The following is a 25310-nucleotide window of genomic DNA, read 5'->3' on the forward strand; positions in this document are numbered from 1 at the left end:
GGAGGCGGGGAAGATGAGCAGCAGTGGTCCGCGGGGAACCGGCCGGTGGAGCGGCGTCCTGCGCAGCCCGTGGACGGTGGCGTGCGCGGTGCTGACGGTCGTGATCGGACCGGCGGCGGCCACGGCGTCCGCCCTGGACCGCGCGAACGCGGCACCGCCCCTGCACACGGCGCCCGAAGGGCACCGGACCGAGCCCCCGTTGCTCCCGGCCGCCCGCTGACGGCCGTCTCGTACCCGCCGCGGGGCTCTCAGTCCTTGAACCGCTCCCACAGCCGCGGGTACCGCTCGGCGAGCAGGCCGTCGTTCTCGAAGTCGATCGGCGTGCCCTCGGGCTCGGCGGGCGCCGGCGGGATCCCGAGGTCGGGAGCCACGACGCCGGTGAGCTGCTCGTACGCCTCGTCCGCCGCGTACCCCAGCTCCTCACCGTCCCCGTCGACCTCCTCGTCGAAGTCCTCCAGGAGGTCGGCGAGCGAGTCCGGGTCGTGCACCGCGCCCTCGAAGACCTCGCGGCCCTGGCCGATGAGCCAGCACCGGAAGAAGTCGAAGGCGTCGTCGCTCGCCCCGTCGAGCAGCATCCAGGCGGCGCCCCACAGCTCCCAGCGGTAGGCGCGGTTGTAGCGGGACTCGAAGTGCCGGGCGAAGTCCAGGACCGATTCCGGATCCAGTCGCAGGAGCCGCTCGACCAGCAGGTCGGCCTGCTCCTCGGGGTCACCCTCGGCGGCCTCGCGGGTGGCGTCCACCAGCTCCCAGAACTCCGTCTCGTCCATCACGGGTCAAGCATCGGCCCTGGACGGGAGGGACGCACGCGGAGTGCCGCAGATTGTTATGCGCGCACATGCCCGCGGTAGGACCGCCGGCCCGGCGGTCCTGCCGACGGCGCCGGGCCCCGCGCCCCGTGACGGCCGGTCAGCCGTAGAGCGCCGCGAGCCGCCGCGCGTCCGCAGAGAAGCGCGCCCGCAGCCCGGCGGGGGCCAGCACCTCCGCCTCCGGCCCCAGCGTCATGAGCTGCGTGTGCGCGACCTCCTCGGACTCGACCGGCAGACAGACGCTCACCCACCCGTCCCGGTCGGGCTCGCCCGCCGCGCCCAGCGCCTCCTTCGCGGTCACCGGATCGAGGACGTACGGCAGCCGCCGCACCCCCTGGGCCGAGAGCCGTACGACGACCTCCGCGCGCAGGATGGACCGCGCGAACTGGGCGGCCCGCTCCTCCCAGAACCCGGGCAGATCGAAGCCGTCGTCCCGGACGAAGCGCTCATCGCCCGGGGTGACCGCGGTGAACCTGTCGATGCGGTAGACCCGGAAGGACCCCGACTCCGCCTCCCGCGCGCACAGGTACCACAGGCCCGCCTTCAGGACGAGCCCGTACGGCTCCAGGGACCGCTCCGCCTCCTCCTCGCCGCGCCGGTAGCGCGCGTCGATCCGGCGGTCGTCCCACACCGCGTCCGCGACGGCGGGCAGCAGCCGGGGGGTCTCCGGCTCGCTGAACCAGGCGGGTGCGTCGAGATGGAAGCGCTGCCCCGCCGTCCGCGAGGCGTCCCGCAGCGAGGGCAGCAGCGCGGCGGACACCTTCAGGCGGGCCGCCGAGGCCGCGTCGTCGAGGCCCATCTCCCGCAGTGCCCCCGGCACCCCGGACAGGAACAGGGCCTCGGCCTCGGTCCGCGCCAGCCCCGTCAGCCGCGTCCGGTACCCCCCGACCAGCCGGTACCCGCCGGTTCGCCCCCGGTCCGCGTACACCGGGACGCCGGCCTCCGACAGCGCCTGCGCGTCGCGGGTGACGGTCCGCTCGGACACCTCCAGCTCCCGCGCCAGCTCCGCGGCGGTCATCGACGGCCGGGACTGGAGCAGCAGCACCATCTTGATCAGGCGGGCAGCACGCATGACCTCATGATGCCGGGCGGCACCGACAGCGAAGGGGTACGGCGGCCGCCGTACCCCTTCACCGAACGGTGTCCCGCCGACGGCCGTTACAGGCCGTAGCGCTCCCGCGCCTCCTTCACCGCGGAGGCCTTGACCTCGCCGCGGCGGGCGAGCTGGGCCAGGGCGGCGACGACGATCGACTCGGCGTCGACACCGAAGTGGCGGCGGGCCGCCTCACGGGTGTCGGAGAGGCCGAAGCCGTCGGCGCCGAGCGAGGAGTAGTCCTGCTCGACCCACTGGGCGATCTGGTCCGGGACCTGGCGCATGTAGTCGCTGACCGCCAGTACCGGGCCCTCGGCGCCGTGCAGCGCCTGACGGACGTACGGCACCCGCTCCTCGCCGCGCAGCAGGGCCGCGTCGGCCTCCAGCGCGTCGCGCCGCAGCTCGGTCCAGGAGGTCGCGGACCACACGTCGGCGGCCACGCCCCAGTCCTCGGCGAGCAGCCGCTGGGCCTTCAGCGCCCAGTGGATGGCCGTACCGGAGCCGAGGAGCTGGATGCGCGCGGCGTCGGCGGCGGGCGCGAGGCCCGCCGACTCGGCCGTGTTGAAGCGGTACAGGCCCTTGACGATGCCCTCGTCGATGCCGAGGCCGGACGGCTTCGCGGGCTGCGGCAGCGGCTCGTTGTAGACCGTCAGGTAGTAGAAGACGTTCTGGTCCTCGCCCGGGGCCGCCTCGCCGTACATCCGGCGCAGGCCGTCCTTCACGATCACCGCGACCTCGTACGCGAACGCCGGGTCGTACGTCAGCGCCGCCGGGTTCGTCGCCGCGATGACGGGGGAGTGGCCGTCCGCGTGCTGGAGACCCTCTCCGGTCAGCGTCGTGCGGCCGGCGGTGGCGCCGACCAGGAAACCGCGGCCGAGCTGGTCGCCGAGCTGCCACATCTGGTCGGCCGTGCGCTGCCAGCCGAACATCGAGTAGAAGATGTAGAAGGGGATCATCGCTTCGCCGTGCGTGGAGTACGCGGTCGACGCGGCGATGAAGTCCGCCATGGAGCCGGCCTCGGTGATCCCCTCGTTGAGGATCTGGCCGTTGGTGGCCTCCTTGTAGTACATCAGCTGGTCGCGGTCGACCGGCTCGTACGTCTGCCCCTTCGGCGAGTAGATGCCGAGGGAGGGGAAGAGGCTCTCCATGCCGAAGGTGCGCGCCTCGTCGGGGACGATCGGCACCCAGCGTCTGCCGGTCTCCTTGTCGCGGACGAGGTCCTTGACCAGGCGGACGAACGCCATGGTGGTCGCCACGTTCTGCGAGCCGGAGCCCTTGTCGAAGGACGTGAAGACCTTGTCGGCAGGGGCCGGCAGCGGCGCGAGCGCGTGCGTGCGGCGGGCCGGGGCCGGACCGCCGAGGGCCGCGCGGCGCTCCTGGAGGTAGCGGACCTCGGGCGAGTCGGCGCCGGGGTGGCCGTAGGGCACCACACCGTCGACGAACTGGCTGTCGGAGATGGGCAGTTCGAGCAGGTCGCGCATCTGCTTGAACTCGTCCGTGGACAGCTTCTTCATCTGGTGGTTGGCGTTCTTCGACGCGAAGCCCGGACCGAGGGTGTGGCCCTTGACCGTCTGGGCCAGGATCACCGTCGGCGCGCCCTTGTGGGACAGGGCCGCCCGGTACGCGGCGTACACCTTGCGCGACTCGTGACCGCCGCGCGAGAGGTGGAAGCACTCGAGGATCTTGTCGTCGGACAGCAGCTCGGCCATCGCGACGAGGGCCGGGTCGGTGCCGAAGAAGTCCCGGCGGATGTAGGCGGCGTCGCGGGTCTGGTACGTCTGCACCTGCGCGTCGGGCACCTCGCGCAGCCGGCGGACGAGGGCGCCCGTGGTGTCGAGCCGGAACAGCTCGTCCCAGGCGTTGCCCCACAGCGACTTCACGACGTTCCAGCCGGCGCCGCGGAACTGGGCCTCCAGCTCCTGAACGATCTTGAAGTTGGCGCGGACGGGGCCGTCGAGGCGCTGGAGGTTGCAGTTGATGACGAAGGTCAGGTTGTCCAGGCCCTCGCGGCTGGCCAGTGCCAGTGCCGCCGTCGACTCGGGCTCGTCCATCTCGCCGTCGCCGAGGAACGCCCACACGTGGGACTGCGAGACGTCCTTGATGCCGCGGTTGGTCAGGTAGCGGTTGAAGCGTGCCTGGTAGATCGCGGAGAGCGGGCCGAGGCCCATGGAGACGGTGGGGAACTCCCACAGCCAGGGCAGGCGCCGCGGGTGCGGGTACGACGGCAGTCCGTCGCCGGCCGACTCCTGGCGGAAGCGGTCGAGGTGGTGCTCGGTCAGCCGGCCGTCGAGGAAGGCGCGGGCGTAGATGCCGGGGGAGGCGTGGCCCTGGATGTAGAGCTGGTCGCCGGAGCCGTCACCCTCCTTGCCCTTGAAGAAGTGGTTGAAGCCCGTCTCGTAGAGCCAGGCGGCCGAGGCGAAGGTGGCGATGTGCCCGCCCACGCCGTGCTTCGCGCCGCGCGTCACCATCGCGGCCGCGTTCCAGCGGTTCCACGCGGTGATCCGGCGCTCCATCTCCTCGTCGCCGTCCACGGCGGGCTCGGCGGAGGTGGGGATGGTGTTGACGTAGTCGGTCTCGAGCAGCTTGGGCAGCGCGAGGCCGTTGCCCTCGGCGCGCTCCAGCGTGCGGCGCATCAGGTACGCGGCACGGTGCGGCCCGGCGGCTTCGGTGACGGCGTCCAGGGAGGCCTGCCATTCGGCGGTTTCCTCCGGGTCGCGGTCCGGGAGCTGGTCGAGCTCGCTCGGCTGGATTGCGGTGGGGTCGGTCATTACGCCGCCTTCCTCAGTCGAAGGGGGTTCCCTCATCGGCAAGGGGTTCGGGGGTGCCCTAGGTCTTTGGCAGGACAGGGCGTGGGGCCTCGGTGGAAGCCCGTCGGTGACTGTAACTCCCTGATCGATGATCGATCAAAGGGTGGGCGGAGAAAACCTTTCAGATCGACAAAGTCGGCACCCGGTGCCTTCAGCGCAGGCACGGGGTGCCTCAAAAATCGAGGGTTCCCGCAGGTCGGAGCACGTCTGAGCAGAGAGACGCACATCCGTCAGGGACGCGGCGCGCAGCCCAGGACATGCGCCTTGACCAGGTCCGCGATCAGCGGGTCCCGGCGGCGGAAGGCGTCCACGAGGGCCTCGTGCTCCTCCGCGTACGACTGCTGGACGGTGCCGAGCCAGCGGATCGACAGCGCCGTGAACACCTCGATGCCGAGGCCCTCCCAGGTGTGCAGGAGCACGGAGTTGTCCGCGGCCCGCACCAGCTCGCGGTGGAACCCCACGGTGTGCCGCACCTGGGCCGTCCCGTCCGCGTTGCGGTCCGCCTCGTAGAGCGCGCCGACGTGCGGCTCCAGCGCCGAGCAGTCCTCGGCCAGCCGCTCGGCCGCCAGCTCGGCCGCGATGGCCTCCAGACCGGCCCGGACGGGGTAGCTCTCCTCAAGGTCGGCGGCGGTCAGGTTCCGCACCCGTACGCCCTTGTTGGGCGCCGACTCGATCAGCCGCAGGGACTCCAGCTCGCGCAGCGCCTCCCGGACCGGCGTCTGGCTGACCTCCAGCTCGGTCGCGATCCGCCGCTCCACGATCCGCTCGCCCGGCTGCCAGCGCCCGCTCACGATCCCCTCCACGATGTGCTCGCGGATCTGTTCGCGCAGCGAGTGGACGACGGGCGCGGTCATGAGAGCTCCTTTGGAACGCGCGGGCCCCGAGGGCGTTGACGTCTAGACAATAAGGCCGTGCCGCTGCCGGGGAGAGGCCCACGGGGGCGCTTTCGCGCAGGTGAGACGAGACTTACACGCTGTCACCGGACCCGGCAGGACGAGCCCGCGTCGCGCCGCGGGGAGGGAACACGGCGCCCCCGCCCGGAGAGACTCCGGACGGGGGCGCCGTACAGCGGACGCGGACTACAGGCCGAGCTCGACCTCGAACTCGCCCGCCTCCAGGATCGCCTTGACCGCGGTCAGGTAACGGGCCGCGTCGGCACCGTCCACCAGACGGTGGTCGTAGGAGAGCGTCAGGTACGTCATGTCGCGGATGCCGATGACGGTGCCCTCGGCGGTCTCGATGACGGCCGGACGCTTGACCGTCGCGCCGATGCCCAGGATCGCGACCTGGTTCGGCGGCACGATGATCGTGTCGAACAGCGCACCGCGCGAGCCGGTGTTGCTGATCGTGAAGGTCGCGCCGGACAGCTCGTCCGGGGTGATCTTGTTCGCCCGGACCTTGCCCGCCAGGTCGGCGGTGGCCTTGGCGATACCGGCGATGTTCAGGTCGCCCGCGTGCTTGATGACCGGGGTCATCAGGCCCTTCTCGGAGTCCACCGCGATACCGATGCTCTCGGTGTCGAAGTAGGTGATCGTGCCCTCGTCGACGTTGATCCGGGCGTTGACGGCCGGGTGGGCCTTCAGCGCCTGGGCCGCCGCCTTCACAAAGAACGGCATCGGGGAGAGCTTGACGCCCTCGCGGGCCGCGAAGGAGTCCTTGGCCTGGTTGCGCAGGCGCATCAGACGGGTGACGTCGACCTCGACGACCGAGGACAGCTGCGCCTGCTCGTGCAGGGCCTTGACCATGTTGTCGCCGATGACCTTGCGGATGCGGGGCATCTTGACGGTCTGGCCGCGCAGCGGGGAGGCCTCCAGCGCCGGAGCCTTCCTGCCCGCGGGGGCGGCGGCCGCGGCCGGAGCCGGGGCGGCGGCCTTCGCGGCCTCGGCGGCGGCGATGACGTCCTGCTTGCGGATGCGGCCGCCGACGCCGGTGCCCTTGACGGAGGACAGGTCGACGCTGTTCTCGGCGGCGAGCTTGCGCACCAGCGGGGTCACGTACGCGCCGTCGTCACCGGAGGTCGCGGCGGGCGCCGGGGCCTGGGCGGCGGGAGCCGGGGCCGGAGCGGCCGGCGCCGGGTCGGGCGCGGGGGTCGTCTGCTGCTGCGGCGCGGGAGCGGCCGGAGCCTGCGGAGCGGCCGGAGCCGGAGCCGGAGCGGCCGGAGCCGGAGCGGCGGCTGCGGGAGCCGGCTCGGGCTCGGGCTCGGGCTCGGGAGCCGGAGCGGGCTCGGCGGCCGGAGCGGCCGGGGCCTCGGCGGGAGCGGCCGCCGGGGTGGCACCGGGCGCACCGATGACGGCGAGCCTGGCACCGACCTCGGCGGTCTCGTCCTCGCCGACCACGATCTCCAGCAGCACGCCGGAGGCGGGCGACGGGATCTCGGTGTCGACCTTGTCCGTGGAGACCTCGAGCAGGGGCTCGTCCTCGGAGACCTCCTCGCCGACCTCCTTCAGCCAGCGGGTGACGGTGCCCTCGGTGACCGACTCGCCCAGCGCGGGCAGGACGACGTCGGTGCCCTCGGCGCTGCTGTCGCCGGAGCTGGCCTCGGCGGTCGGGGCCGGCGCGGGAGCCGCCTGCTCGGTGGACGGGGTGGTCTGCGGGGCCGGCTCGGGAGCGGCCTCGGGCTCGGGGGCGGGCTCGGCGGCCGGAGCGGACTCGGCGGCGGGCGCGCCCGTGCCGTCGTCGATGACGGCCAGCTCGGCGCCGACCTCGACCGTCTCGTCCTCGGCGACCTTGATGGAGGAAAGGACACCGGCGGCGGGGGAGGGGATCTCGGTGTCGACCTTGTCGGTCGACACCTCCAGCAGCGGCTCGTCGGCCTCGACGCGTTCGCCCTCGGCCTTCAGCCAGCGGGTGACGGTGCCCTCGGTGACGCTCTCGCCGAGCGCCGGAAGGGTTACGGAAACCGGCATGGTTTCTGTTGCTCCTTACGAATGTGCGGAAGTCTGTGGTCGTCGCGCCCTGGTGCGACAGTGACGGGTCAGCCGGTGCGGCTGATCAGTCGTGGGAGTGCAGCGGCTTGCCCGCGAGTGCCAGGTGGGCCTCGCCGAGCGCCTCGTTCTGCGTCGGGTGGGCGTGGATGAGCTGGGCGACCTCGGCGGGCAGCGCCTCCCAGTTGTAGATCAGCTGGGCCTCGCCGACCTGCTCGCCCATACGGTCGCCGACCATGTGGACGCCGACCACGGCACCGTCCTTGACCTGGACGAGCTTGATCTCGCCCGCGGTCTTCAGGATCTTGCTCTTGCCGTTGCCCGCGAGGTTGTACTTCAGGGCGACGACCTTGTCCGCACCGTAGATCTCCTTGGCCTTGGCCTCGGTGATGCCAACGGAGGCGACCTCGGGGTGGCAGTACGTCACCCGGGGCACGCCGTCGTAGTCGATCGGAACGGTCTTCAGACCGGCCAGACGCTCCGCCACCAGGATGCCCTCGGCGAAGCCGACGTGCGCGAGCTGGAGGGTCGGGACCAGGTCACCGACGGCGGAGATGGTCGGCACGTTCGTGCGCATGTACTCGTCGACCAGGACGTAGCCGCGGTCCATCGCGACGCCCTGCTCCTCGTAGCCGAGGCCCTGCGAGACCGGGCCGCGTCCGACGGCGACGAGGAGGACCTCGGCCTCGAACTCCTTGCCGTCGGCCAGGGTGACCTTGACGCCGTTCTCGGTGTACTCGGCCTTCGAGAAGAAGGTGCCCAGGTTGAACTTGATGCCGCGCTTGCGGAACGCGCGCTCGAGAAGCTTGGAGGAGTTCTCGTCCTCGACCGGGACGAGGTGCTTGAGACCCTCGATCACCGTCACCTCGCTGCCGAAGGACTTCCACGCCGAGGCGAACTCGACGCCGATGACGCCGCCGCCCAGCACGATCGCCGACTGCGGGACGCGGTCCAGGACCAGCGCGTGGTCCGAGGAGATGATGCGGTTGCCGTCGATCTCGAGGCCCGGCAGCGACTTCGGCACGGAGCCGGTCGCGAGCAGCACGTGGCGGCCCTGGACGCGCTGGCCGTTGACGTCGACGGAGGTGGGGGAGGAGAGCCGCCCCTCGCCCTCGATGTACGTCACCTTGCGGGAGGCGATGAGGCCCTGCAGACCCTTGTAGAGGCCCGAGATCACGTCGTCCTTGTACTTGTGGACGGCCGCCATGTCGATGCCCTCGAAGGTGGCCTTCACACCGAACTGCTCGCTCTCGCGTGCCTGGTCGGCGATCTCACCGGCGTGCAGCAGAGCCTTGGTGGGGATGCAGCCGTTGTGCAGGCAGGTGCCGCCGACCTTGCCCTTCTCGATCAGGGCGACGTCCAGGCCCAGCTGCGCCCCGCGCAGGGCCGCGGCGTAACCGCCGCTACCGCCGCCGAGGATCACTAGGTCGAAAACGGTGCTGGCGTCGTTCGCCACGTCACGTCCTCCATGCATGTGCGCCGTACGCCGGTCGTCAGTGACCGGGCGGCGGCTGGTGTCCGGCCGCTTCTTCGGCCCTGTGGTGGGGGCCCTGTCCTGCCGAGGACCCATCTTCGCACTTGTCGGACGGAGACGGGACGCCGGGCCGGGGTGTGAGACGTCTGTTCCGTCACGTGCGGGCGGTGCGAGCGCGTACGAGGGTACGGATTTCGTCGAGAGCGCAACCGCCGTACGTCCATGCGAACGAACGGCCGCGCCCCGGGCCGGGAGGCCCGGGGCGCGACGCCGTCGCGGGGGTCAGCCCAGGTCGCCCGCCGCCGTCAGCTCGGCGAGCCGGACCAGCGTGCGGACCGCGGAGCCGGTGCCGCCCTTCGGGGTGTAGCCGAAGGGGCCCTGCTCGTTGAAGGCCGGGCCGGCGATGTCGAGGTGCGCCCAGGTGATGCCCTCGCCCACGAACTCCTTCAGGAACAGGCCGGCCACCAGACCGCCGCCCATGCGCTCGCCCATGTTGGCGATGTCGGCGGTGGGGGAGTCCATGCCCTTGCGCAGGTGGGACGGGAGCGGCATCGGCCAGGACGCCTCGCCGACCTCCTCCGCGGCCTCGACGATCGCGGTGCGGAACGCTTCGTCGTTGGCCATCACGCCGAAGGTGCGGTTGCCGAGGGCCAGCACCATGGCGCCGGTCAGGGTCGCCACGTCGACGATCGCGTCCGGCTTCTCCTCGGACGCCTTCCACAGCGCGTCGGCGAGGACCAGTCGGCCCTCGGCGTCCGTGTTGAGGACCTCGACGGTCTTGCCGCTGTACATGTGCAGCACGTCGCCGGGACGGGTCGCCGAGCCCGAGGGCATGTTTTCGGCGAGCGCCAGCCAGCCGGTGACGTTGACCTCGAGCCCGAGACGGGCGGCGGCGACGACGGCGGCGAAGACCGCCGCTGCCCCGCTCATGTCGCACTTCATCGTCTCGTTGTGGCCCGGCGGCTTCAGGGAGATGCCGCCCGAGTCGTAGGTGATGCCCTTGCCGACCAGGGCGAGGTGCTTCTTCGCCTTGGAGCTGGTGTACGACAGCTTGACCAGGCGGGGAGCGGCCGCGGAGCCCGCGCCGACGCCGAGGATGCCGCCGTAGCCGCCCTTGGCGAGCGCCTTCTCGTCGAGCACCTGCACCTTGATGCCGTGCTCCTTGGCCGCGGCCTGCGCGACGGCGGCGAAGGCCTCCGGGGTCAGGTCGTTCGGCGGGGTGTTGATCAGGTCGCGGGCGCGGTTGAGCTCCTGCGTGACGGCGACGGCGCGCTCGACGGCGGCCTTGTACACCTTGTCGCGGGGCTTGCCGCCGAGCAGCACGACCTCGGCCAGCGGCGCCTTGCCGCCCTTGGCGGCGGAGCCGTTCTCCTTGTACGCGTCGAAGGTGTACGCGCCGAGGAGCGCGCCCTCGCCCACGGCGCCGGCGTCGGCCGGGTCCGTGACGGGCAGCGCGAAGGCGGCCTTCTTGGTGCCGGCCAGCGCGCGGGCGGCGACGCCGGCGGCCCGGCGCAGGGACTCGGCGTCGTAGGCCTCGCCCTTCTCCTGGAGGGCGCCGAGGCCGACCGCGACCACCACGGGGGCCTTGAAACCGGACGGCGCGGGCAGCTTCGTCACCTCGCCCTCGGCGCCCGAGGCGCCCAGGGTCTCCAGGACGTCGGCGAGCCTGCCGTCGTACGCCTTGTCCACGGCTTCGGCGCCCGGTGCGACGACCGGGCCCCGGGCGCCCTTCGCGACACCGACCACGATGGCGTCGGCCCGGAGACCGGACGCCGCGGCGGTGCTGAGAGTGAGAGCAGTCACGGTGGTGAATTCTCGCTTCCGTTGAAATGTGGACGGTCGAGCGGGGGTGGGTCGACCGGGCCTGTGCACCAGACCCTAGATCGGCGGGGGGCGGCGCCTCGGACCGGGCCGGGTGATACCGGTGACGAGCCTACGCGTGAGCGGGGGTTCGCTCATTCCTTCGAACGTTCACTCCTGAGTGGTGTCATGGCCGCTTATCGCCGTCGTACCCCGTGACCCGGGTCACACTCGTCGGGTTCCGGTGAGCGGCCGACCCGCCGCTTTGCATCATTTCCACGGATCCTCCTCGGAACAGCCACAAGGGGATCTTTTCTGGGGGAGGGACCCACATGGCGCGCAGTGCGCTCGGTTGGAGAAACACGGCGGCCGCCCTGGCGGCCGCCGGTCTGCTGGTGACGGGCCTGGGGGTGCCCGGTGCCTCGGCGGCGCCCGAACCGCGCGTCGACCTGAAGGTCCTCGTCGTGGACAACGGCGAGAGCCCCGTCGGGGCGATCACCGCCGAGCTGCGGAGCACCGGCGTCCCGTACACCACGGTGGACCTGAACGACCCGGGCCGCCCGACGATCGACGCGGCGTTCCTGAGCGACACGGTCGGCGGCACGCCGCGGGCCAGGTACCAGGGCGTGGTGCTGCCCGACGAGGCGCCTTTCGGCACCTCTTCGGCCGAGCGGAGCGCCCTGGAGGCGTACGAGAAGACGTACGGCATCCCGCAGGTGGACGCCTACACCTGGGCCCATCCGGAGGTCGGGCTCGAGTACACCAGCGAGGGCGGCTACTCCGGGAGCCTCGACGGCCAGGAGGCGGCCGTCACCACGGCGGGCCGGTCGGGCCCCTTCGGCTACCTCGAAGGCCCGCTCACCTTCGAGGACAACTCCGCCACCGCGCTGGAGAGCTACGGCTTCCTGGCGAAGCCGCGGGAGGGTTTCACCACCTACGTCGACACCGCCGTGCCCGGGGGAACGGGCCGCGCGGCCCTGCTCGGCGAGTACGCCCACGACGGCCGCCGGGAACTCGTGGTGACCTTCGCCTACAACCAGTACCAGCAGCAGTTCCGGGTCCTCGCCCGGGGCATCGTCGAATGGCTGACCCAGGGCATCCACCTCGGGCGCAGCCGCAACTACTTCGCGGTGCACGTCGACGACGTCTTCGCACCCGACGCCCGCTGGGACACGGAACGCAACTGCACGCCCGGCGACCTCGACTGCGTGGGCGGTGGCGGCGAGGAGACCACCGCCCCGGTCCGGATGACGGCGGCCGACGCCGCCTACGCCGCGCAGTGGCAGCAGACCAGCGACTTCACCCTCGACATGGTCTACAACGCCGGGTCGGGCGAGGAGTGGAAGAGCGAGAACGGCGGCACGGACGCCCTGGCCGACCGGCTGCTCGCCGACAGGGCCAAGTACCGCTGGGTCAACCACACCTACACCCACGCCTTCCTCGGCTGCGTGCAGGACACCTCTACGGTGCCGTGGAGCTGCGCCAGGAACGCGGACGACTCCACCCGGTACACGAGCCGCTCCGACATCTCGGCGCAGATCCGCGACAACTACGGCTGGGCCCTCGCCAAGGGCCTGCCGGTCGACCGCACCGAGCTGGTGACCGGTGAGCACTCCGGTCTCAAGTCGCTGCCGCAGCAGCCCGCCGACAACCCGAACCTGGCCGGCGCGCTCTCCGACAACGGCATCAGGTGGACCGGCTCGGACAACTCCCGCGAGCCGGACCAGCGTTCCGTGGGCAGCGCGCTGACCGTGCCCCGCTACCCGATGAACGTGTACTACAACGTGGGCACCAAGGCCGAGATGGCCGACGAGTACAACTGGATCTACACGTCCAGGGCCGACGGCGGCAGCGGCGTCTGCGAGGACAACCCCACCTCCACCTGCATGTCCGAGCCCCTCGACACGGCCACCGGCTATCTGTCGTACATCGTCCCGCAGGAGGCGCGCACCGCCCTCGGGCACGCCGTCGGCAACGACCCGCGACCGCACTACGCGCACCAGTCCAACCTCGCCGAGGACCGGCTGCTGTACCCGGTCCTGGACAAGGTGCTGGCCGGCTACCGGGCGCTCTACGCCGACAACGCCCCGCTGGAGAACCCCCGGCAGAGCGCGATCGGCACCGAGCTCAAGCGCCGCGCCGACTGGCGGACGGCCGTCGCGAACGGCCGGGTCACCGCGTACCGCGTCGGCAGGGCCGTCACCGTCAGCGCCCCGTCCGGGACCCAGATCCCGGTGACCGCGCCCGAAGGCACCAGGAAGCAGATGCTGCTCGGCACCAGCGTGTTCGGGACGCCGTACGCGGGCAGGCGCTCGGCCTGGACCGCACCCGACACGCTGCAGACCGCGCTCCGGCTCACCCTGCCCTAGCTCGGCGGTACGTAGGTACGGCGTGCACCCCGGCCCGGTCGGCCGGGGTGCACTGCGCGGCCCCGGGGGCACTGACCTGCCCCCCTCCACGCGGTGACCGCGCCCGCGACCGGTCAGTGCAGGGACAGCACGACCAGCGCGGTCGTCGCCGCGGTCTCCGCGACCCCTCCGAACACATCGCCGGTGACACCCCCGAACCGGCGGACGCAGCGGCGCAGCAGCAGTTCGGCGGCGGCGCAGGCGACGAGGACCGCGACCGCGCCGCGCACCACGCCGTACGGCCCGGACGGCGCGCCCGCACCCGCCGCCGCGGCCAGCACCAGCACGGCCACCGGCAGCGCGTCCCGCACCGGCACCACGCCCGCGACGGCCGCGCCGAGCCCCTCGGGCCGGGCCGGCGGCACCCCGTTGCGGGCGGCCAGCGTGAGCGCGAGCCGGGCGGCGACCGCCGAGACGACCGCCGCGCACGCGCCCCGGGTCCACGAGCCGCCGTAAGCCTGGGCCAGTGCGGCCACCTGGGCGAACAGCGTGAACACCAGGGTGATCACCCCGAACGGCCCGATGTCCGACTGCTTCATGATCCGCAGCGCGTCCTCCGCCGCCTTCCCGCTGCCCAGCCCGTCCGCCGTGTCGGCGAGCCCGTCGAGGTGCAGTCCCCGGGTGAGCGCGGCCGGTACCGCGGCGGTGGCCACGGCGGCCGTCAGGGGCCCCGCCCCGAGCGCCAGCAGCAGCACTCCGGCCGCGGCGGCACCGAGCCCCACCACGAGACCGGCGACCGGCGCGCACAGCATGCCGCCACGTGCGGCGTCGCGGTCCCAGCGGGTCACCGCGACGGGCAGCACCGTCAGGGTGCCGAAGGCGAAACGGAGGCTGTCGGCGAGCGGGGTCCTGGACACCGGCGCAGGCTATCCGCCGACAGGAGGAGCGGTGACGGCGGTCGTGGATAAAGTTCGCATATGGGTCATTGGGTGTACCGCAACATCGTCGAGCCGGGCAAGCTGCCGCTGCTGCTGGCGCTCACCTCCTTCGTCCTGACCTTCGTCGTCACGCGTGTCGTCGTCCGGATGATCCGCGCGGGCAAGGGTCCGTTCGGCAACGTGAAGGCCGGTGAGCTGCACATCCACCACGTCGTACCCGGTGTCGTGCTGACCGTGATCGGCGGCTTCGGCGCGGTGGCCAGCGCCCGGCACGGCTTCGGCGCCTGCGCGTTCGCCGTGGTCTTCGGGATCGGGGCGGGCCTGGTGCTCGACGAGTTCGCGCTGATCCTGCACCTCGACGACGTCTACTGGACCGAGGCCGGACGCAAGAGCGTCGAGGTCGTGGTGGTCACGGCGGCCCTGGTCGGCCTGGTCCTCGGCGGCTTCCTGCCGTTCGGGGTCAACGACCTCAGCCAGCAGGAACTGCGCGACCGCGGCGGCGTCGTCCTGAGCGTCGCCGTGAACTTCCTCTTCGCGCTGCTCGCCCTGAGCAAGGGCAAGGGGCGCACGGCGCTCTTCGGGGTGATCGTCCCGCTCGTCGCCCTGGTCGGAGCGATCCGGCTGGCCCGCCCCGGCTCACCATGGGCCAGGCGCTTCTACCGCCGGCGGCCCCGCGCCCGGGCCAGGGCGAGACTGCGCGCCTACCACCACGACCGCCGCTGGGCCACGCCCCGGCGCAAGCTCCAGGACCTGATCGGCGGCAAGCCAGACGACCCGGAACCGGTCCGCTCCCTGCCGGAACGCTGATGACCCGCTCCCCGCCGGGACGGCGGTGGCCCGCTGCCGCCCGCCCTCAGCGGTGGGTCTCCAAATGCCTGCGGTGCAGCCACTTCGGCAGACCCGGCGCCTCCAGGAACCCCTCGGCGCGCGCCGCGGCGATCCCGATGCGCGGCAGGTCCGCGCTCTTCTCGAAGAGCAGGAACCGGGGCTCCCAGATCGGCCGGTACTTGGCGTTCGCGCGGTACAGCGACTCGATCTGCCACCAGCGGGAGAAGAAGCTGAGCAGCGAACGCCACAGCCGCAGCACCGGTCCCGCGCCGAGCCGTGAGCCGCGCTCGAAGACGGACCTGAACATCGCGAAGTTGAGCGAGACCTGAGTGATCCCGATCTCCCCGGCGCGGCGCAGGAGTTCGATCACCATGAACTCCATCAGCCCGTTGTCCGCGTCCCGGTCGCGCCGCATCAGGTCCAGCGACAACCCGTGCGGACCCCAGGGGACGAAGGACAGCAGCGCGCGCAATCCGCCGTCGCGATCGGTGCATTCGAGCATCACGCACCGCCCGTCCTCGGGATCGCCGAGCCTGCCGAGCGCCATCGAGAAACCGCGCTCGGTGGCGCCGTCCCGCCAGTCGTCCGCCCGCTCCAGGAGGTACGTCATCTCGTCGGCCGGGATGTCCTCGTGGCGCCGGATGCGGACCCGGTACCCGGCTCGCCCGGCCCGGTTGAAGGCCTGCCGGACGGTGCGCATCGCGCGTCCTTCGAGCGTGAACTCGGCGATGTCCACGAGGGCTTCGTCGCCCAGTTCGAGCGCGTCGAGGCCGTGCCGCGCGTAGATCGTGCCCGCCTCCTCGCTCGCGCCCATCACCGCCGGGATCCAGCCGTGCGCGCGGGCCTCGGCCAGCCAGGGCCCGATGGCGCCGGGCCAGGCCTCCGGATCGCCGACGGGGTCCCCGCTCGCCAGCGACACCCCGCCCACCACGCGGTACGCCACCGCGGCCTTGCCGGTCGGCGACCACACGACGCTCTTCTCGCGGCGCAGGGCGAAGTAGCCCAGGGAGTCGCGGTCGCCGTTCCTCTCCAGCAGGGCGCGCAGCTGCTTCTCGTCGTCCTCGGTGAGCGGGTCGACGGCCCGGCGGGAGCGGAAGGCGGCGTAGAGGACGGCGAGGACCAGCAGGGTGCTGCACCCGTTGACGGTGACGTCGACCCAGCCGGGCGTCGTGATGCCGGGGAAGTGCGCGTCGTCGGCGGCGACGGACACGAGCCGCACGGTGCCGTAGCGCCAGCGGTCCGCGAACGTCGAACTCCGCGCGTCCGGCGCCCGGTTGGTGACCGTGACGAGCAGTGCGGCGAGCAGCGAGGTGATCAGCAGGCCGCCGGTCGCGACGGCCGCGGCGAGCCTCGGGTTCGAGCGGTCGCCCTTCGCGTAGAACTCCCGCCGGCCGACGACGAGCGACGTCACGAAGGCGGTGGTCAGACCGAGCGAGACCCAGTTCTGCGGGTACCGGTGGACCTCCGGGAAGACCATCGCGAGGGCGAACAGCCCCAGGAACGACCCGCTGAGCACGAGGTTCAGGATCCACGCGGCCCGTTTGCGGCGCCGCATGGTGAGGGCGAGGAACGTCGTGAAGACACCGGACGCGAAGCCCGCCGTCAGCAGATACGGCGTGAAGTAGTTCTCCGTGTTGTGGCGCCGCACGTCCTGCCCGAGGGAGACCCACCCGGCGCTCAGGAAGTTGACGAACGCGACGCCCCGCAGATACCACACGGCGAACGCCGCGGCCCTGCGTGGGGCGCCGGCGGACCGGGGGACTCGCTCGCCCTGCCGGGCCGGGCCGCGTTCCCGCTCAGTGGCAATTCGGACATCTCCCATGACGGGGGATGATAAGTCCCGAACCGCCAAGAAAATGCCCGCCACGACACGCTCGACACCTCCGCGGGACCTGACCCGCCCCAGGCCCCACGGCAGCCGGCCGTACCCCCCAGGCGCGCGAGGAACCACGCACCCAGCCCCACCGAACCCGCAGGTCACAGCGCCGCCCGTCAGGGGCGCGAGGAACTGCGCGCCCAGCCCCGTACGACCCGCAGCCGCAGCACCCGCTGAGCCCCGTCAGGGGCGCGAGGAACCGCGCACCCAGCCTGCCCAACCCGCGGGTCGCAGCGCCGGGCGTGGAGCCCCGTCGGGGGCGCGAGGAACTGCGCGCCCAGCCCTGTACAACCCGCAGCCGCGGCACCGCCGACCCCCGCCCCCCGGGGCGAACCCTCAGCGGTCACCCCGCCCCCGGGGTCTCAACCGTCGCCCCGCCCCCGGGGCGAACCCTCAGCCGTCACCCCGCCGGGGAGGACCCGGCCCCCTCGGCCACCCCGGGGCCCTCTCCGCCCCCGGGGAGTGACCCGACCCCGTCGAGCCCCCCGGCGTCGCCGGTCCCGGAGACCTCCGGCCCCGCCCCGGAGACCTCCGGCAACTCCGCCGCCAACGCCGCCGCGGCCTGCACCAGCGGCAGCGCCAGCAACCCCCCGGCCCCCTCACCCACGGTGACCCCGTGGTCGAGAAGGGGCTCGAGCGCCATCCGGTCGAGCGCCTTCGCCTGCGCCGGCTCCCCGCTGCTCTGCCCGGCCAGCCACCAGTCCGGCGCCCGGAAGGCGACCCGCTGCCCGACCAGGGCGCAGGCGGCGGAGACCACCCCGTCGAGGATCACCGGCGTCTTGCGCACCGCGCACTGCAGCAGGAAACCGGTCATCGCGGCGAGGTCGGCCCCGCCGACCGCGGCGAGCAGCTGGAGCTGGTCCCCGAGCACGGGCCGCGCCCGGCGCAACGCGTCCCGCACCGCCGCGCACTTGCGCATCCACGCGAGGTCGTCGATCGGCCGTCCGCCCCGCCCGGTGACCACCGACGCGTCCGTCCCGCACAGCGCGGCGACGAGCACCGCCGCCGCGGTCGTCCCGCCGACGCTCACATCGCCGAGGACGACGAGATCCGTACCGGAGTCCGCCTCCTCGTCCGCGACGGCGACCCCCGCGCGGAACGCCGCCTCGGCCTCGTCGGGGCTCAGCGCGTCCTCGACGTCGATCCGCCCCGACCCGCGCCGCACCCGGTGCCGTACCACCTCGTCCGGCAGCCCGTCCGGGTCGCAGTCCAGGGCCATGTCGACCACCCGCACCGGCACGCCGAGCCGCCGCGCCAGGATCGCGGCGGGGCTGCCGCCCTCCAGGAGCGCGCGCACCAGCAGCTCGGCGGTGCCCGCGGGCCGCGCCGACACACCGAGTCCGGCGATCCCGTGGTCGCCGGCGAACAGCACCGCGCGAGGCCGCTCGACCGGCCGCACCGGCACCGCGGACTGCGCCGCCGCCAGCCACTCGCCCAGATCGTCGAGGCGGCCGAGCGAGCCCGGCGGCACGCCCTGCCGCTCCCTTCGCGCCTCCGCGTCACGGCGCACACCCCCGTCGGGGCGCTCGATGAGATCGGTGAAGTCGTCGAGATTAAGCGAGCTCATTCGCCGAACAGTACCGGCCGCGATCGAACACGGCGGAGTCACGTCATTGCACCCATGATCGGGATCCCCTACGTTCCGGTTTGCATCGAATTGCCACCCGGGTCCAGGAGCCGCTCATGACCCCCACTCCACGCACGAGCGCCCTGCGCCGCGCCGCATACCTCAGCGAACTCGCCCAGGGCACCGACCGCTTCCACGAACCGCGCCGCGAGGACTGCCCCTGGTGCGGCTCGACACGGCTGCGCACCCGGCTGCGCACACCCAATCCGCGCCGGCACCAGCCCGGCACCTTCGTCGTCGACGAATGCCGGAGCTGCGCCCACGCCTTCCAGAACCCCCGGCTCACCGCCGAGGGTCTGGCCTTCTACCACCTCGACTTCCGCGAGGGCCACGACGGTTACGCGGAACGCATCCTCGCCCTGCGCGGCAGCCGCCGGCGCCACCGTGCCGCCGCCCGCACGATGCTGCGCTTCCCGGAGCCGGAGAGCTGGCTGGACGTAGGCACCGGGCACGGGCACTTCGCACAGACGGCGAAGGAGGTCCACCCCTACACCGCCTTCGACGGCATCGACGCCACCACGCGCATCGAGAGGGCGTACGCGGCCGGACGCGTCGAGGAGGCCCACCTGGGCCGGCTCACCGACCCCGGGATCGCCGAGCGGGTGCGGGGCCGTTACGACGTGGTGAGCATGTTCCACCATCTGGAGCACACCCCCGACCCGCGCGGTGAACTGCGCGCGGCGCTGGCCGCCCTGCGCCCCGGCGGCCACCTTCTGATCGAAGTACCCGATCCCGCCTGCGTGTTCGGCATGCTGCTCGGCCGCTGGTGGGTCAACTCCGGGCAGCCGCAGCACCTGCATCTGATGCCGCTGCCGAACCTGCTCGCCGAGCTGGAGTCCCTCGGCTGCGAGATCGTCGCCACCGACCGCCGGGAACCCCACATCCCCTACGACCTGACGGGCGCCCTCGCACTGGCCCTCGCGCGTCTGCTGCCCGACGTCGACGCCCCCTGGCGGGCCAAGCCCCCCACCGAAGTCCAGCGTGCCGTCCGCACGGTCCTGACGAGGGCCACCGTCCCCCTGCTCCTCGCGGCCTCGGTCCTGGACCACGCCCTGGCCCCGCTGTTCAGCCGCACCCGCTTCTCGAACGCGTACCGGATCATCGCCCGCCGCGGGGCATGAGCCGCCGTCAGGCCCGCAGCGGCAGCGCCTGCCCCGCCACGACCAGCAGCACGTGCTCGCACTCCGCCGCGAACGCGGAGTTCAGCCGCCCCAGCTCGTCGCGGTAGCGGCGGCCGGACGCCGTCGCCGGGACGATGCCGGACCCGACCTCGTTGGAGACGGCGACGAGGGTCCGGCGGGTGCGGCGCACCGCGTCCGTAAGCTCCGCGACCCGCTTGCGCAGGGCGCGTTCGCCGCCGCTCGTCCACTCCGCGTCGTCCCAGGCGCCGACCGCGTCCATCGCGTCCGTCAGCCACAGGGACAAGCAGTCGATGAGCAGCGGGGGACCGTCCTCGGCCAGCAGGGGCACCAGGTCGCAGGTCTCGGCGGTCCGCCAGGAGCCCGGCCGGCGCTCCCGGTGGGTGTGCACCCGGGACGCCCACTCGCCGTCCCCGGCGCGGGTGCCGCCCGTCGCCACGTACAGCACCTCCGGGAAGGCCTCCATCCGGCGCTCGGCCTCGACGGACTTGCCGGAGCGGGCGCCGCCCAGCACGAGGGTGCGGCGCGGCACGTCCGGTACGTCCTCGTACCCGCCGACGGTCAGTGTCGTACCGTCCGGCACCGCCCGGGCCCCGGCGGCGGCCAGCCGGCGGCGCAGTTCGGGGCCCGGCGGCACGTCGTGATCGAGGTGCACGGCGACGACGTCGCTCGCCGGCCCCACCGCCCCGGCCGCCCGCAGCCTCGCCAGCGCGTCAGGCCGGCCCACGACGTCGGCGGCGACCAGGTCGTAGGCCCCGCCGTTCTCGTCGAGCCCGGCGGGCGCCGCCCCCGGCGGCAGATACAGCAGCCGCTGCCCGTCGGGGCCCGTCACCGCGTATCCGGTGCCGGGCGCGTCCATCGGCACGGCCCGCACCCGGTGCCCGGTGAGCAGCGCCAGCTCCCGCCCGTCGGGCACCCGCCCGGGCTGCGGCACGCCCGCCGGGACCTCGACGGCGGGGCCGTTGTGCGGATGCGAGAGCAGCACCTGGAGTACGCCGCCCAGCGAGCGTCCGGCGCGGGCGGCGGCGAACGCGGCCCCCGGGGTGAGGTCGAGCAGCAGCGTCCCGTCGACGAGCAGCGCGGTCGCCGCCCGCGCGTCGGCGCCGAGCGCGGTGGCGCACGCGGCGCAGGGACAGTCGGGGCGGGGGAGGCCCGCCGGGGCACCGGTGCCGAGCAGAGTCAGTTCCACGGAGCTGATTTTCGCCTGTCGGTGCAGGTCTTGCGCGTCCGGCTAGGCTTCGGGCAGGGGCGGGATCTTGTCCGGCCCCTGCTGTGCAGTGTGCTCATACCTGGGAGGCGTACATGGCGGCATGGACGTGGCGGTTCGAGAAGGCGGACGGGGCGGAGGTCGCGCCCTCGGTCGTGCCGGAGGAGTTCACCACGCAGGGGGACGCCGAGTCCTGGATCGGTGAGCACTGGAAGGACCTCGCGGACGGAGGTGCCGACCAGGTGCGGCTGTTCGAGGACACCACGGAGATCTACGGTCCGATGAGCCTGCAGGCCGAGGAGGCGTAGCTCCACGGTGCTGCCGGGGGCACACCCCCCGGCAGCACTCCGCACGGCGAGGGCTCGCGCGAGGCCGCCCGGGCGGCTCACTGCTCGCCCAGCGTCACGTCGGCCGTCCTCTCGCCGCCGTTCCGCGTGTACGTCACCCTGATCCGCTCGCCGGGCTGCTCGGCCGCCAGAGCCTCGGTCAGCGAGGTGATCGTCCCGATTTCCGTGTCCCCGAACCGGGTGATGATGTCGCCCGGCTCGATGCCGGCCCTGTCGGCCGCCCCGCCCTTCCGCACCTCGGCCACGGCGACACCCGTGGCCCGGTAACCGGCGTCGACGACCGTGCGGCCGGTGAGGCCGAGCGCGGCCCGGCCCGAGTCGGTGACCCTGCCGTCCGCGATGATCTGGTCGGCGACCGTCCGCACCATCGACGCCGGGATCGCGAAGCCGATCCCCGGCGCCGCGCCGTTCCCGAGGCCGGGGTCCGTCGCGGCCAGCGTCGGGATGCCGATGACCCTGCCGTCCAGGTCCACCAGCGCGCCGCCGCTGTTGCCGGGGTTGATCGCGGCCGAGGTCTGCACCATGTTCGCGATCGTCGCGCCGGTCCCGCCGCCCGGGCTGCCCTCGCTGACGGTGCGCCCGGTCGCCGAGACGATACCCTGCGTCACACTGGACGACAGCCCGAGCGGCGAGCCCATCGCGAGGACGATCTGCCCGACCGCCACCTTCGACGAGTCGCCCAGCGGCGCCGCCTTCAGACCGCCCGGCACCCTGTCCAGTTTGACGACGGCCAGATCCTGCTCCGGGTACGCGTGGACGAGCCGGGCCGTCAGCACGTCCTCGCTGTTGGCCGTCGTCACCCGGAACGTCTTCTCGTTCCCCACCACGTGCGCGTTGGTGACGATGTGCCCCCGGCCGTCGTACACGACCCCCGAGCCGAGATCGTCGCGTGCCTGGATCTGCACCACCGACGGCAGGACGTCCCTGATGACCCTCTGGTAGGCGTCCTGGAGGTCACCGGCCGCCCTGGGGACGGCGGCGGCCCGGGTCGTCGTCGCACCGGCCCTGGTGACCGACGGGCCGGCCGCGGCACAGCCCGCGAGCAGTGCCGCGGAACAGACGACGGCGGCCGCGAACAGCCGCGGACGGGTGCGGGCACGGGAAGCGTCCATGCCCGAAGTGTTCCGTCCGGGCGCCGGTCCGGCCTCCGCTGCACACCCGAACAGGCGGTGTCCGTGGCCCGTACGTCCGCACGGGGGATCTTGCGGTGTCCCGGCGCCTCACGTCCGCGGGGGCTGGCCTCTCAGCCGCGCACTCCGCACAGATGCAGCAGCGCCGCCACCTGGCGGTAGGGATCCGTGCGCCCGGCCCGCTCCTCGGCGGCCAGCAGGACGTCCACGTCCGAAGGAACCGCGGCCCCGTCCGCGGCCAGGTCCGTGAAGACCCGCACCCCGTACCAGGCGTGCAGCGGCGCCCCGATGCCCAGGAGGGTCGACGTCAGGGTGGCGAGCCGGTCGGCGCGGACGTCGAGCCCGAGCCGGTTCCGGTACGCGACCGTGTCGAACGCCCCCAGCGCACCCGGCCAGTTTCCGGCCAGCCCCGGCCGCATGGCCAGCGCGTCCGCGTTCCGCACGAGAAGCGAGAGGAGTCCGCCGGGCGCCAGCATCCGGGCCATCCCCGCGAGCAGCGCGTCCGGCTCCTCGACGTACATCAGCACCCCGTGGCACAGCACCACGTCGAAGCTGCCGGGCAGGAAATGGACCCCCGTGTCCCGCCCGTCGCCCTCGATGAGCCGGACCCGTCCCTGGATGCCCTCGGGTTCCGCCGCCAGCGCCTCGCGGGCGACGGCCAGCATCCGCGCGTCCTTCTCCAGGCCGGTGACCTGGTGCCCGGCGCGGGCCAGCCGCAGGGCCTGCGTGCCCTGGCCCATGCCGACGTCCAGGACGCGCAGCCGCTGCCCGACCGGGAACCGGCCGGCTATCTGCTCGTCGAGCTGCCGGGCGACCAGCTCCTGCCGCACGACATCACGCAGCCCGCCCAGCTTGCTCAGCCAGGCGTTCGCCGCACCCCCGGAGAAAGACGTCGCGCTCAGGGCCGCTCTCCGCGCTTGACCTGCGGCTTGGGCAGCCGGAGTCGACGCATCTGCAGCGTGCGCATCAGCGCGTACGGGACGGCGCCCTTCTTGGGCGCGTCGGGGAAGCGCGCGTTCAGCTGCTTCTTCAGGCGGATCGCGATGCCGATCGAGTCGACCAGGATCATCGCGATCACCACGAGCCACAGCAGCAGCGCGATGTTCTGCAGCGAGCCCACCCGCACCATGCTCAGTACGAGGATGACGACGGCCATCGGCAGGAAGAACTCGGCGACGCAGAAGCGCGAGTCCACGAAGTCCCGCGCGAACTTGCGCACCGGACCCTTGTCGCGGACGGGCAGGAAACGCTCGTCGCCGCTGGCCAGCGCCTGGCGCTGCTTCTCCAGCTGGGCCCGGCGCTCGTCACGCTGCCGCTTGGCCGCCTCCTTCCGCGACGTCGGCGTGTTGGCGACGCTGCGGCGCTGGGTCTGGGCCTCACTGCGCTTGGGCGTGGGGCGACCCTTGGGGGCCTGCGGGTCACGGGGCTGCTTGGAGTCGGTCACCTGCGCCTTGACGGCGGGGGCCTTCTCTTGGTTGGCACGGCTACGGAACACAAAACCCAAGGGTACGGGGTGCCGGGGCATGGACCGCAGCGGACCGGGGAACGATCCGGCAACACCGGACGTCTGTACTGGGACAAGGGGGACGTTGCGTGCGGTTCGGCCCCGGAGGTCCCACAGGACCCCTGGGGGACCCCGAGAGACACCTACTCCCTGCGCCGGAGCGGGGCCGTACGCAGTCGTCCTTGGGGATGAGCGCATCCGTCCCCGAACAGTGCGGTAATGGATGCAGGGCCCGTACTGTGGGTTCTGTCGCAGGTGCTGGAGCCGTAGTCCGTCAGAAGGGGGCGCGCGAAGCCCATGAGCGGTGTCATGAAGCGTATGGGGATGATCTTCCGCGCGAAGGCGAACAAGGCCCTTGACCGGGCCGAGGACCCGCGCGAAACCCTCGATTACTCGTACCAGAAACAGCTGGAGCTGCTGCAGAAGGTGCGCCGCGGCGTCGCCGACGTGGCGACCTCGCGCAAGCGCCTGGAACTCCAGCTCAACCAGCTGCAGTCACAGTCCTCCAAGCTGGAGGACCAGGGCCGCAAGGCGCTCGCCCTCGGCCGCGAGGACCTGGCCCGCGAGGCGCTCTCCCGCCGGGCCGCCCTCCAGCAGCAGGTGACCGACCTGGAGACCCAGCACCAGACCCTCCAGGGCGAGGAGGAGAAACTCACCCTCGCGGCCCAGCGGCTGCAGGCCAAGGTGGACGCCTTCCGTACGAAGAAGGAGACCATCAAGGCCACGTACACCGCGGCCCAGGCGCAGACCCGCATCGGGGAGGCCTTCTCGGGCATCTCCGAGGAGATGGGCGACGTCGGCATGGCCATCCAGCGGGCCGAGGACAAGACGGCGCAGCTCCAGGCGCGGGCCGGCGCGATCGACGAACTGCTCGCCTCCGGAGCCCTCGACGACCAGTCCGGGCTCGCCAAGGACGACATCCAGAGCGAGCTGGACCGGCTCTCCGGTGGTACGGATGTAGAGCTGGAACTGCAGCGTATGAAGGCGGAGCTGGCGGGCGGGCCGTCGCAGCAGGCGATCGAGGGCGGCTCCGGCCGGTCCGGCTCCCAGCAGCAGCCGCAGGACACTCCGCGCTTCGACAAGCAGTAGGAACGCACCGGCATCCGCCGGGTCCCACGCCTGAGGAGGGCGACATGATCGTACGGATCATGGGGGAGGGGCAGGTGGCGCTGGCCGACGGCCACCTCACCGAACTGAACAGACTGGACGACGAGCTGCTCGCCGAGATGGAGCGCGGCGACCAGGAGGGCTTCCGGCGCACGCTGGCCGCCCTCCTGGAGGCGGTCCGCGGCCTGGGCACGCCCCTGCCCGACGACTCCCTGGAGCCGTCCGGCCTGATCCTCCCCTCGCCCGACGCGTCCCTCGACGAGGTGCGCACGATGCTGAGCGACGACGGCCTGATCCCCGGCTGAGCCCCCGCCCCACGGACACACGCCCCGCCCGCCCGCCGCAGGCGCCGCCG

Annotated in this window: 21 protein-coding genes; 7 read left to right on the forward strand and 14 right to left on the reverse strand. The window is 72.8% G+C overall.

The genetic code is table 11. From position 1 onward, the window contains the following. Nucleotides 1-13: 13 nt before the first annotated feature. A complete protein-coding gene (locus AC0ZLC_RS11960) occupies nucleotides 14-220 on the forward strand; it encodes a hypothetical protein (RefSeq protein WP_476751891.1) in 207 nt (68 codons plus the stop codon). Between the two features lie 28 nt (nucleotides 221-248). On the opposite strand, the gene AC0ZLC_RS11965 is transcribed toward AC0ZLC_RS11960, so the two are convergent. The 7 genes from AC0ZLC_RS11965 to AC0ZLC_RS11995 all read right to left on the reverse strand — a co-directional run bounded on the left by AC0ZLC_RS11965 (nucleotide 249) and on the right by AC0ZLC_RS11995 (nucleotide 10907). Continuing rightward, nucleotides 249-767 carry a DUF4240 domain-containing protein gene (locus tag AC0ZLC_RS11965; RefSeq protein WP_476751934.1) on the reverse strand — a complete coding sequence of 173 codons (519 nt, stop codon included), beginning with the start codon at nucleotides 765-767 and terminating at the stop codon, nucleotides 249-251. 139 nt (nucleotides 768-906) lie between these two features. Beyond that, nucleotides 907-1878 (reverse strand): helix-turn-helix transcriptional regulator, encoded by a 972-nt coding sequence (locus AC0ZLC_RS11970; protein WP_476751892.1) that lies wholly within the window; start codon nucleotides 1876-1878, stop codon nucleotides 907-909. Between the two features lie 86 nt (nucleotides 1879-1964). Further along, nucleotides 1965-4667: a pyruvate dehydrogenase (acetyl-transferring), homodimeric type gene (aceE, locus tag AC0ZLC_RS11975; RefSeq protein WP_476751893.1), complete on the reverse strand. Its 2703-nt coding sequence runs from the start codon at nucleotides 4665-4667 to the stop codon at nucleotides 1965-1967. Nucleotides 4668-4936: 269 nt separating this feature from the next. After that, a complete protein-coding gene (locus AC0ZLC_RS11980; protein ID WP_476751894.1) occupies nucleotides 4937-5560 on the reverse strand; it encodes a GntR family transcriptional regulator in 624 nt (207 codons plus the stop codon). A 225-nt stretch (nucleotides 5561-5785) separates the two neighbouring features. Then, nucleotides 5786-7612 (reverse strand): 2-oxoglutarate dehydrogenase, E2 component, dihydrolipoamide succinyltransferase, encoded by a 1827-nt coding sequence (gene sucB, locus AC0ZLC_RS11985; protein WP_476751895.1) that lies wholly within the window; start codon nucleotides 7610-7612, stop codon nucleotides 5786-5788. Between the two features lie 85 nt (nucleotides 7613-7697). Beyond that, a complete protein-coding gene (lpdA, locus tag AC0ZLC_RS11990) occupies nucleotides 7698-9086 on the reverse strand; it encodes a dihydrolipoyl dehydrogenase (protein WP_476751896.1) in 1389 nt (462 codons plus the stop codon). Nucleotides 9087-9386: 300 nt separating this feature from the next. Further along, a complete protein-coding gene (locus AC0ZLC_RS11995) occupies nucleotides 9387-10907 on the reverse strand; it encodes a leucyl aminopeptidase (protein WP_476751897.1) in 1521 nt (506 codons plus the stop codon). A gap of 329 nt (nucleotides 10908-11236) precedes the next feature. On the opposite strand from AC0ZLC_RS11995, the gene AC0ZLC_RS12000 reads away from it, so the two are divergent. Beyond that, entirely contained in the window at nucleotides 11237-13273 is a 2037-nt protein-coding gene (locus AC0ZLC_RS12000; RefSeq protein ID WP_476751898.1) for a hypothetical protein, read from the forward strand. Between the two features lie 113 nt (nucleotides 13274-13386). Here the strand turns inward: AC0ZLC_RS12000 and AC0ZLC_RS12005 are convergent, their stop codons facing one another. Next, entirely contained in the window at nucleotides 13387-14169 is a 783-nt protein-coding gene (locus tag AC0ZLC_RS12005) for an adenosylcobinamide-GDP ribazoletransferase (protein WP_476751899.1), read from the reverse strand. A 60-nt stretch (nucleotides 14170-14229) separates the two neighbouring features. Here AC0ZLC_RS12005 and AC0ZLC_RS12010 point away from each other — a divergent pair, with 60 nt between their 5' ends. Next, nucleotides 14230-14997: a hypothetical protein gene (locus AC0ZLC_RS12010; RefSeq protein ID WP_476751900.1), complete on the forward strand. Its 768-nt coding sequence runs from the start codon at nucleotides 14230-14232 to the stop codon at nucleotides 14995-14997. Nucleotides 14998-15043: 46 nt separating this feature from the next. On the opposite strand, the gene AC0ZLC_RS12015 is transcribed toward AC0ZLC_RS12010, so the two are convergent. Continuing rightward, nucleotides 15044-16840, reverse strand: a complete 1797-nt coding sequence (locus tag AC0ZLC_RS12015; protein WP_476751901.1) for a phosphatidylglycerol lysyltransferase domain-containing protein — start codon at nucleotides 16838-16840, stop codon at nucleotides 15044-15046. A gap of 454 nt (nucleotides 16841-17294) precedes the next feature. Then, nucleotides 17295-18461 carry a nicotinate-nucleotide--dimethylbenzimidazole phosphoribosyltransferase gene (gene cobT / locus AC0ZLC_RS12020; protein WP_476751902.1) on the reverse strand — a complete coding sequence of 389 codons (1167 nt, stop codon included), beginning with the start codon at nucleotides 18459-18461 and terminating at the stop codon, nucleotides 17295-17297. A 116-nt stretch (nucleotides 18462-18577) separates the two neighbouring features. Between cobT and AC0ZLC_RS12025 the strand changes: the two genes are divergently transcribed. Next, nucleotides 18578-19642 carry a class I SAM-dependent methyltransferase gene (locus AC0ZLC_RS12025; protein WP_476751903.1) on the forward strand — a complete coding sequence of 355 codons (1065 nt, stop codon included), beginning with the start codon at nucleotides 18578-18580 and terminating at the stop codon, nucleotides 19640-19642. Between the two features lie 7 nt (nucleotides 19643-19649). Here AC0ZLC_RS12025 and AC0ZLC_RS12030 read toward each other — a convergent pair whose 3' ends face one another. Then, on the reverse strand, nucleotides 19650-20849 hold the full coding sequence (locus AC0ZLC_RS12030; protein WP_476751904.1) for a bifunctional adenosylcobinamide kinase/adenosylcobinamide-phosphate guanylyltransferase: 1200 nt from the start codon (nucleotides 20847-20849) through the stop codon (nucleotides 19650-19652). A gap of 113 nt (nucleotides 20850-20962) precedes the next feature. Here AC0ZLC_RS12030 and AC0ZLC_RS12035 point away from each other — a divergent pair, with 113 nt between their 5' ends. Continuing rightward, a complete protein-coding gene (locus AC0ZLC_RS12035) occupies nucleotides 20963-21175 on the forward strand; it encodes a hypothetical protein (protein ID WP_358855860.1) in 213 nt (70 codons plus the stop codon). Between the two features lie 77 nt (nucleotides 21176-21252). Here AC0ZLC_RS12035 and AC0ZLC_RS12040 read toward each other — a convergent pair whose 3' ends face one another. From AC0ZLC_RS12040 to AC0ZLC_RS12050, 3 genes are all read right to left on the reverse strand, one after another. Next, a complete protein-coding gene (locus tag AC0ZLC_RS12040) occupies nucleotides 21253-22326 on the reverse strand; it encodes a S1C family serine protease (protein ID WP_476751905.1) in 1074 nt (357 codons plus the stop codon). Between the two features lie 131 nt (nucleotides 22327-22457). Next, nucleotides 22458-23162 (reverse strand): class I SAM-dependent methyltransferase, encoded by a 705-nt coding sequence (locus AC0ZLC_RS12045; RefSeq protein ID WP_476751935.1) that lies wholly within the window; start codon nucleotides 23160-23162, stop codon nucleotides 22458-22460. An 80-nt stretch (nucleotides 23163-23242) separates the two neighbouring features. Then, nucleotides 23243-23869, reverse strand: coding sequence for a DUF3043 domain-containing protein (locus AC0ZLC_RS12050; protein ID WP_476751906.1), 627 nt, complete (start codon nucleotides 23867-23869; stop codon nucleotides 23243-23245). Between the two features lie 276 nt (nucleotides 23870-24145). On the opposite strand from AC0ZLC_RS12050, the gene AC0ZLC_RS12055 reads away from it, so the two are divergent. Both AC0ZLC_RS12055 and pspAA read left to right on the forward strand, forming a co-directional pair. Then, entirely contained in the window at nucleotides 24146-24937 is a 792-nt protein-coding gene (locus AC0ZLC_RS12055) for a PspA/IM30 family protein (protein ID WP_476751907.1), read from the forward strand. Nucleotides 24938-24981: 44 nt separating this feature from the next. Beyond that, nucleotides 24982-25260 carry a PspA-associated protein PspAA gene (gene pspAA, locus AC0ZLC_RS12060; RefSeq protein ID WP_476751908.1) on the forward strand — a complete coding sequence of 93 codons (279 nt, stop codon included), beginning with the start codon at nucleotides 24982-24984 and terminating at the stop codon, nucleotides 25258-25260. The last annotated feature ends 50 nt before the right edge of the window (nucleotides 25261-25310 follow it).

The organism is Streptomyces sp. GLSS-08 (genome assembly GCF_056387915.1).

Bases quoted from the DNA above. Each gene is read 5' to 3' on its own strand.
- AC0ZLC_RS12025 (WP_476751903.1), top strand. From the start codon at position 18,578: ATGACCCCCACTCCACGCACGAGCGCCCTGCGCCGCGCCGCATACCTC.
- AC0ZLC_RS12000 (WP_476751898.1), top strand. From the start codon at position 11,237: ATGGCGCGCAGTGCGCTCGGTTGGAGAAACACGGCGGCCGCCCTGGCG.
- AC0ZLC_RS11970 (WP_476751892.1), bottom strand. From the start codon at position 1,878: ATGCGTGCTGCCCGCCTGATCAAGATGGTGCTGCTGCTCCAGTCCCGG.
- AC0ZLC_RS11965 (WP_476751934.1), bottom strand. From the start codon at position 767: ATGGACGAGACGGAGTTCTGGGAGCTGGTGGACGCCACCCGCGAGGCC.
- AC0ZLC_RS12010 (WP_476751900.1), top strand. From the start codon at position 14,230: ATGGGTCATTGGGTGTACCGCAACATCGTCGAGCCGGGCAAGCTGCCG.
- pspAA (WP_476751908.1), top strand. From the start codon at position 24,982: ATGATCGTACGGATCATGGGGGAGGGGCAGGTGGCGCTGGCCGACGGC.
- AC0ZLC_RS12035 (WP_358855860.1), top strand. From the start codon at position 20,963: ATGGCGGCATGGACGTGGCGGTTCGAGAAGGCGGACGGGGCGGAGGTC.
- AC0ZLC_RS12040 (WP_476751905.1), bottom strand. From the start codon at position 22,326: ATGGACGCTTCCCGTGCCCGCACCCGTCCGCGGCTGTTCGCGGCCGCC.
- AC0ZLC_RS12015 (WP_476751901.1), bottom strand. From the start codon at position 16,840: ATGGGAGATGTCCGAATTGCCACTGAGCGGGAACGCGGCCCGGCCCGG.
- AC0ZLC_RS12055 (WP_476751907.1), top strand. From the start codon at position 24,146: ATGAGCGGTGTCATGAAGCGTATGGGGATGATCTTCCGCGCGAAGGCG.
- cobT (WP_476751902.1), bottom strand. From the start codon at position 18,461: ATGAGCTCGCTTAATCTCGACGACTTCACCGATCTCATCGAGCGCCCC.
- sucB (WP_476751895.1), bottom strand. From the start codon at position 7,612: ATGCCGGTTTCCGTAACCCTTCCGGCGCTCGGCGAGAGCGTCACCGAG.
- AC0ZLC_RS11960 (WP_476751891.1), top strand. From the start codon at position 14: ATGAGCAGCAGTGGTCCGCGGGGAACCGGCCGGTGGAGCGGCGTCCTG.
- AC0ZLC_RS12050 (WP_476751906.1), bottom strand. From the start codon at position 23,869: ATGCCCCGGCACCCCGTACCCTTGGGTTTTGTGTTCCGTAGCCGTGCC.
- aceE (WP_476751893.1), bottom strand. From the start codon at position 4,667: ATGACCGACCCCACCGCAATCCAGCCGAGCGAGCTCGACCAGCTCCCG.
- AC0ZLC_RS11980 (WP_476751894.1), bottom strand. From the start codon at position 5,560: ATGACCGCGCCCGTCGTCCACTCGCTGCGCGAACAGATCCGCGAGCAC.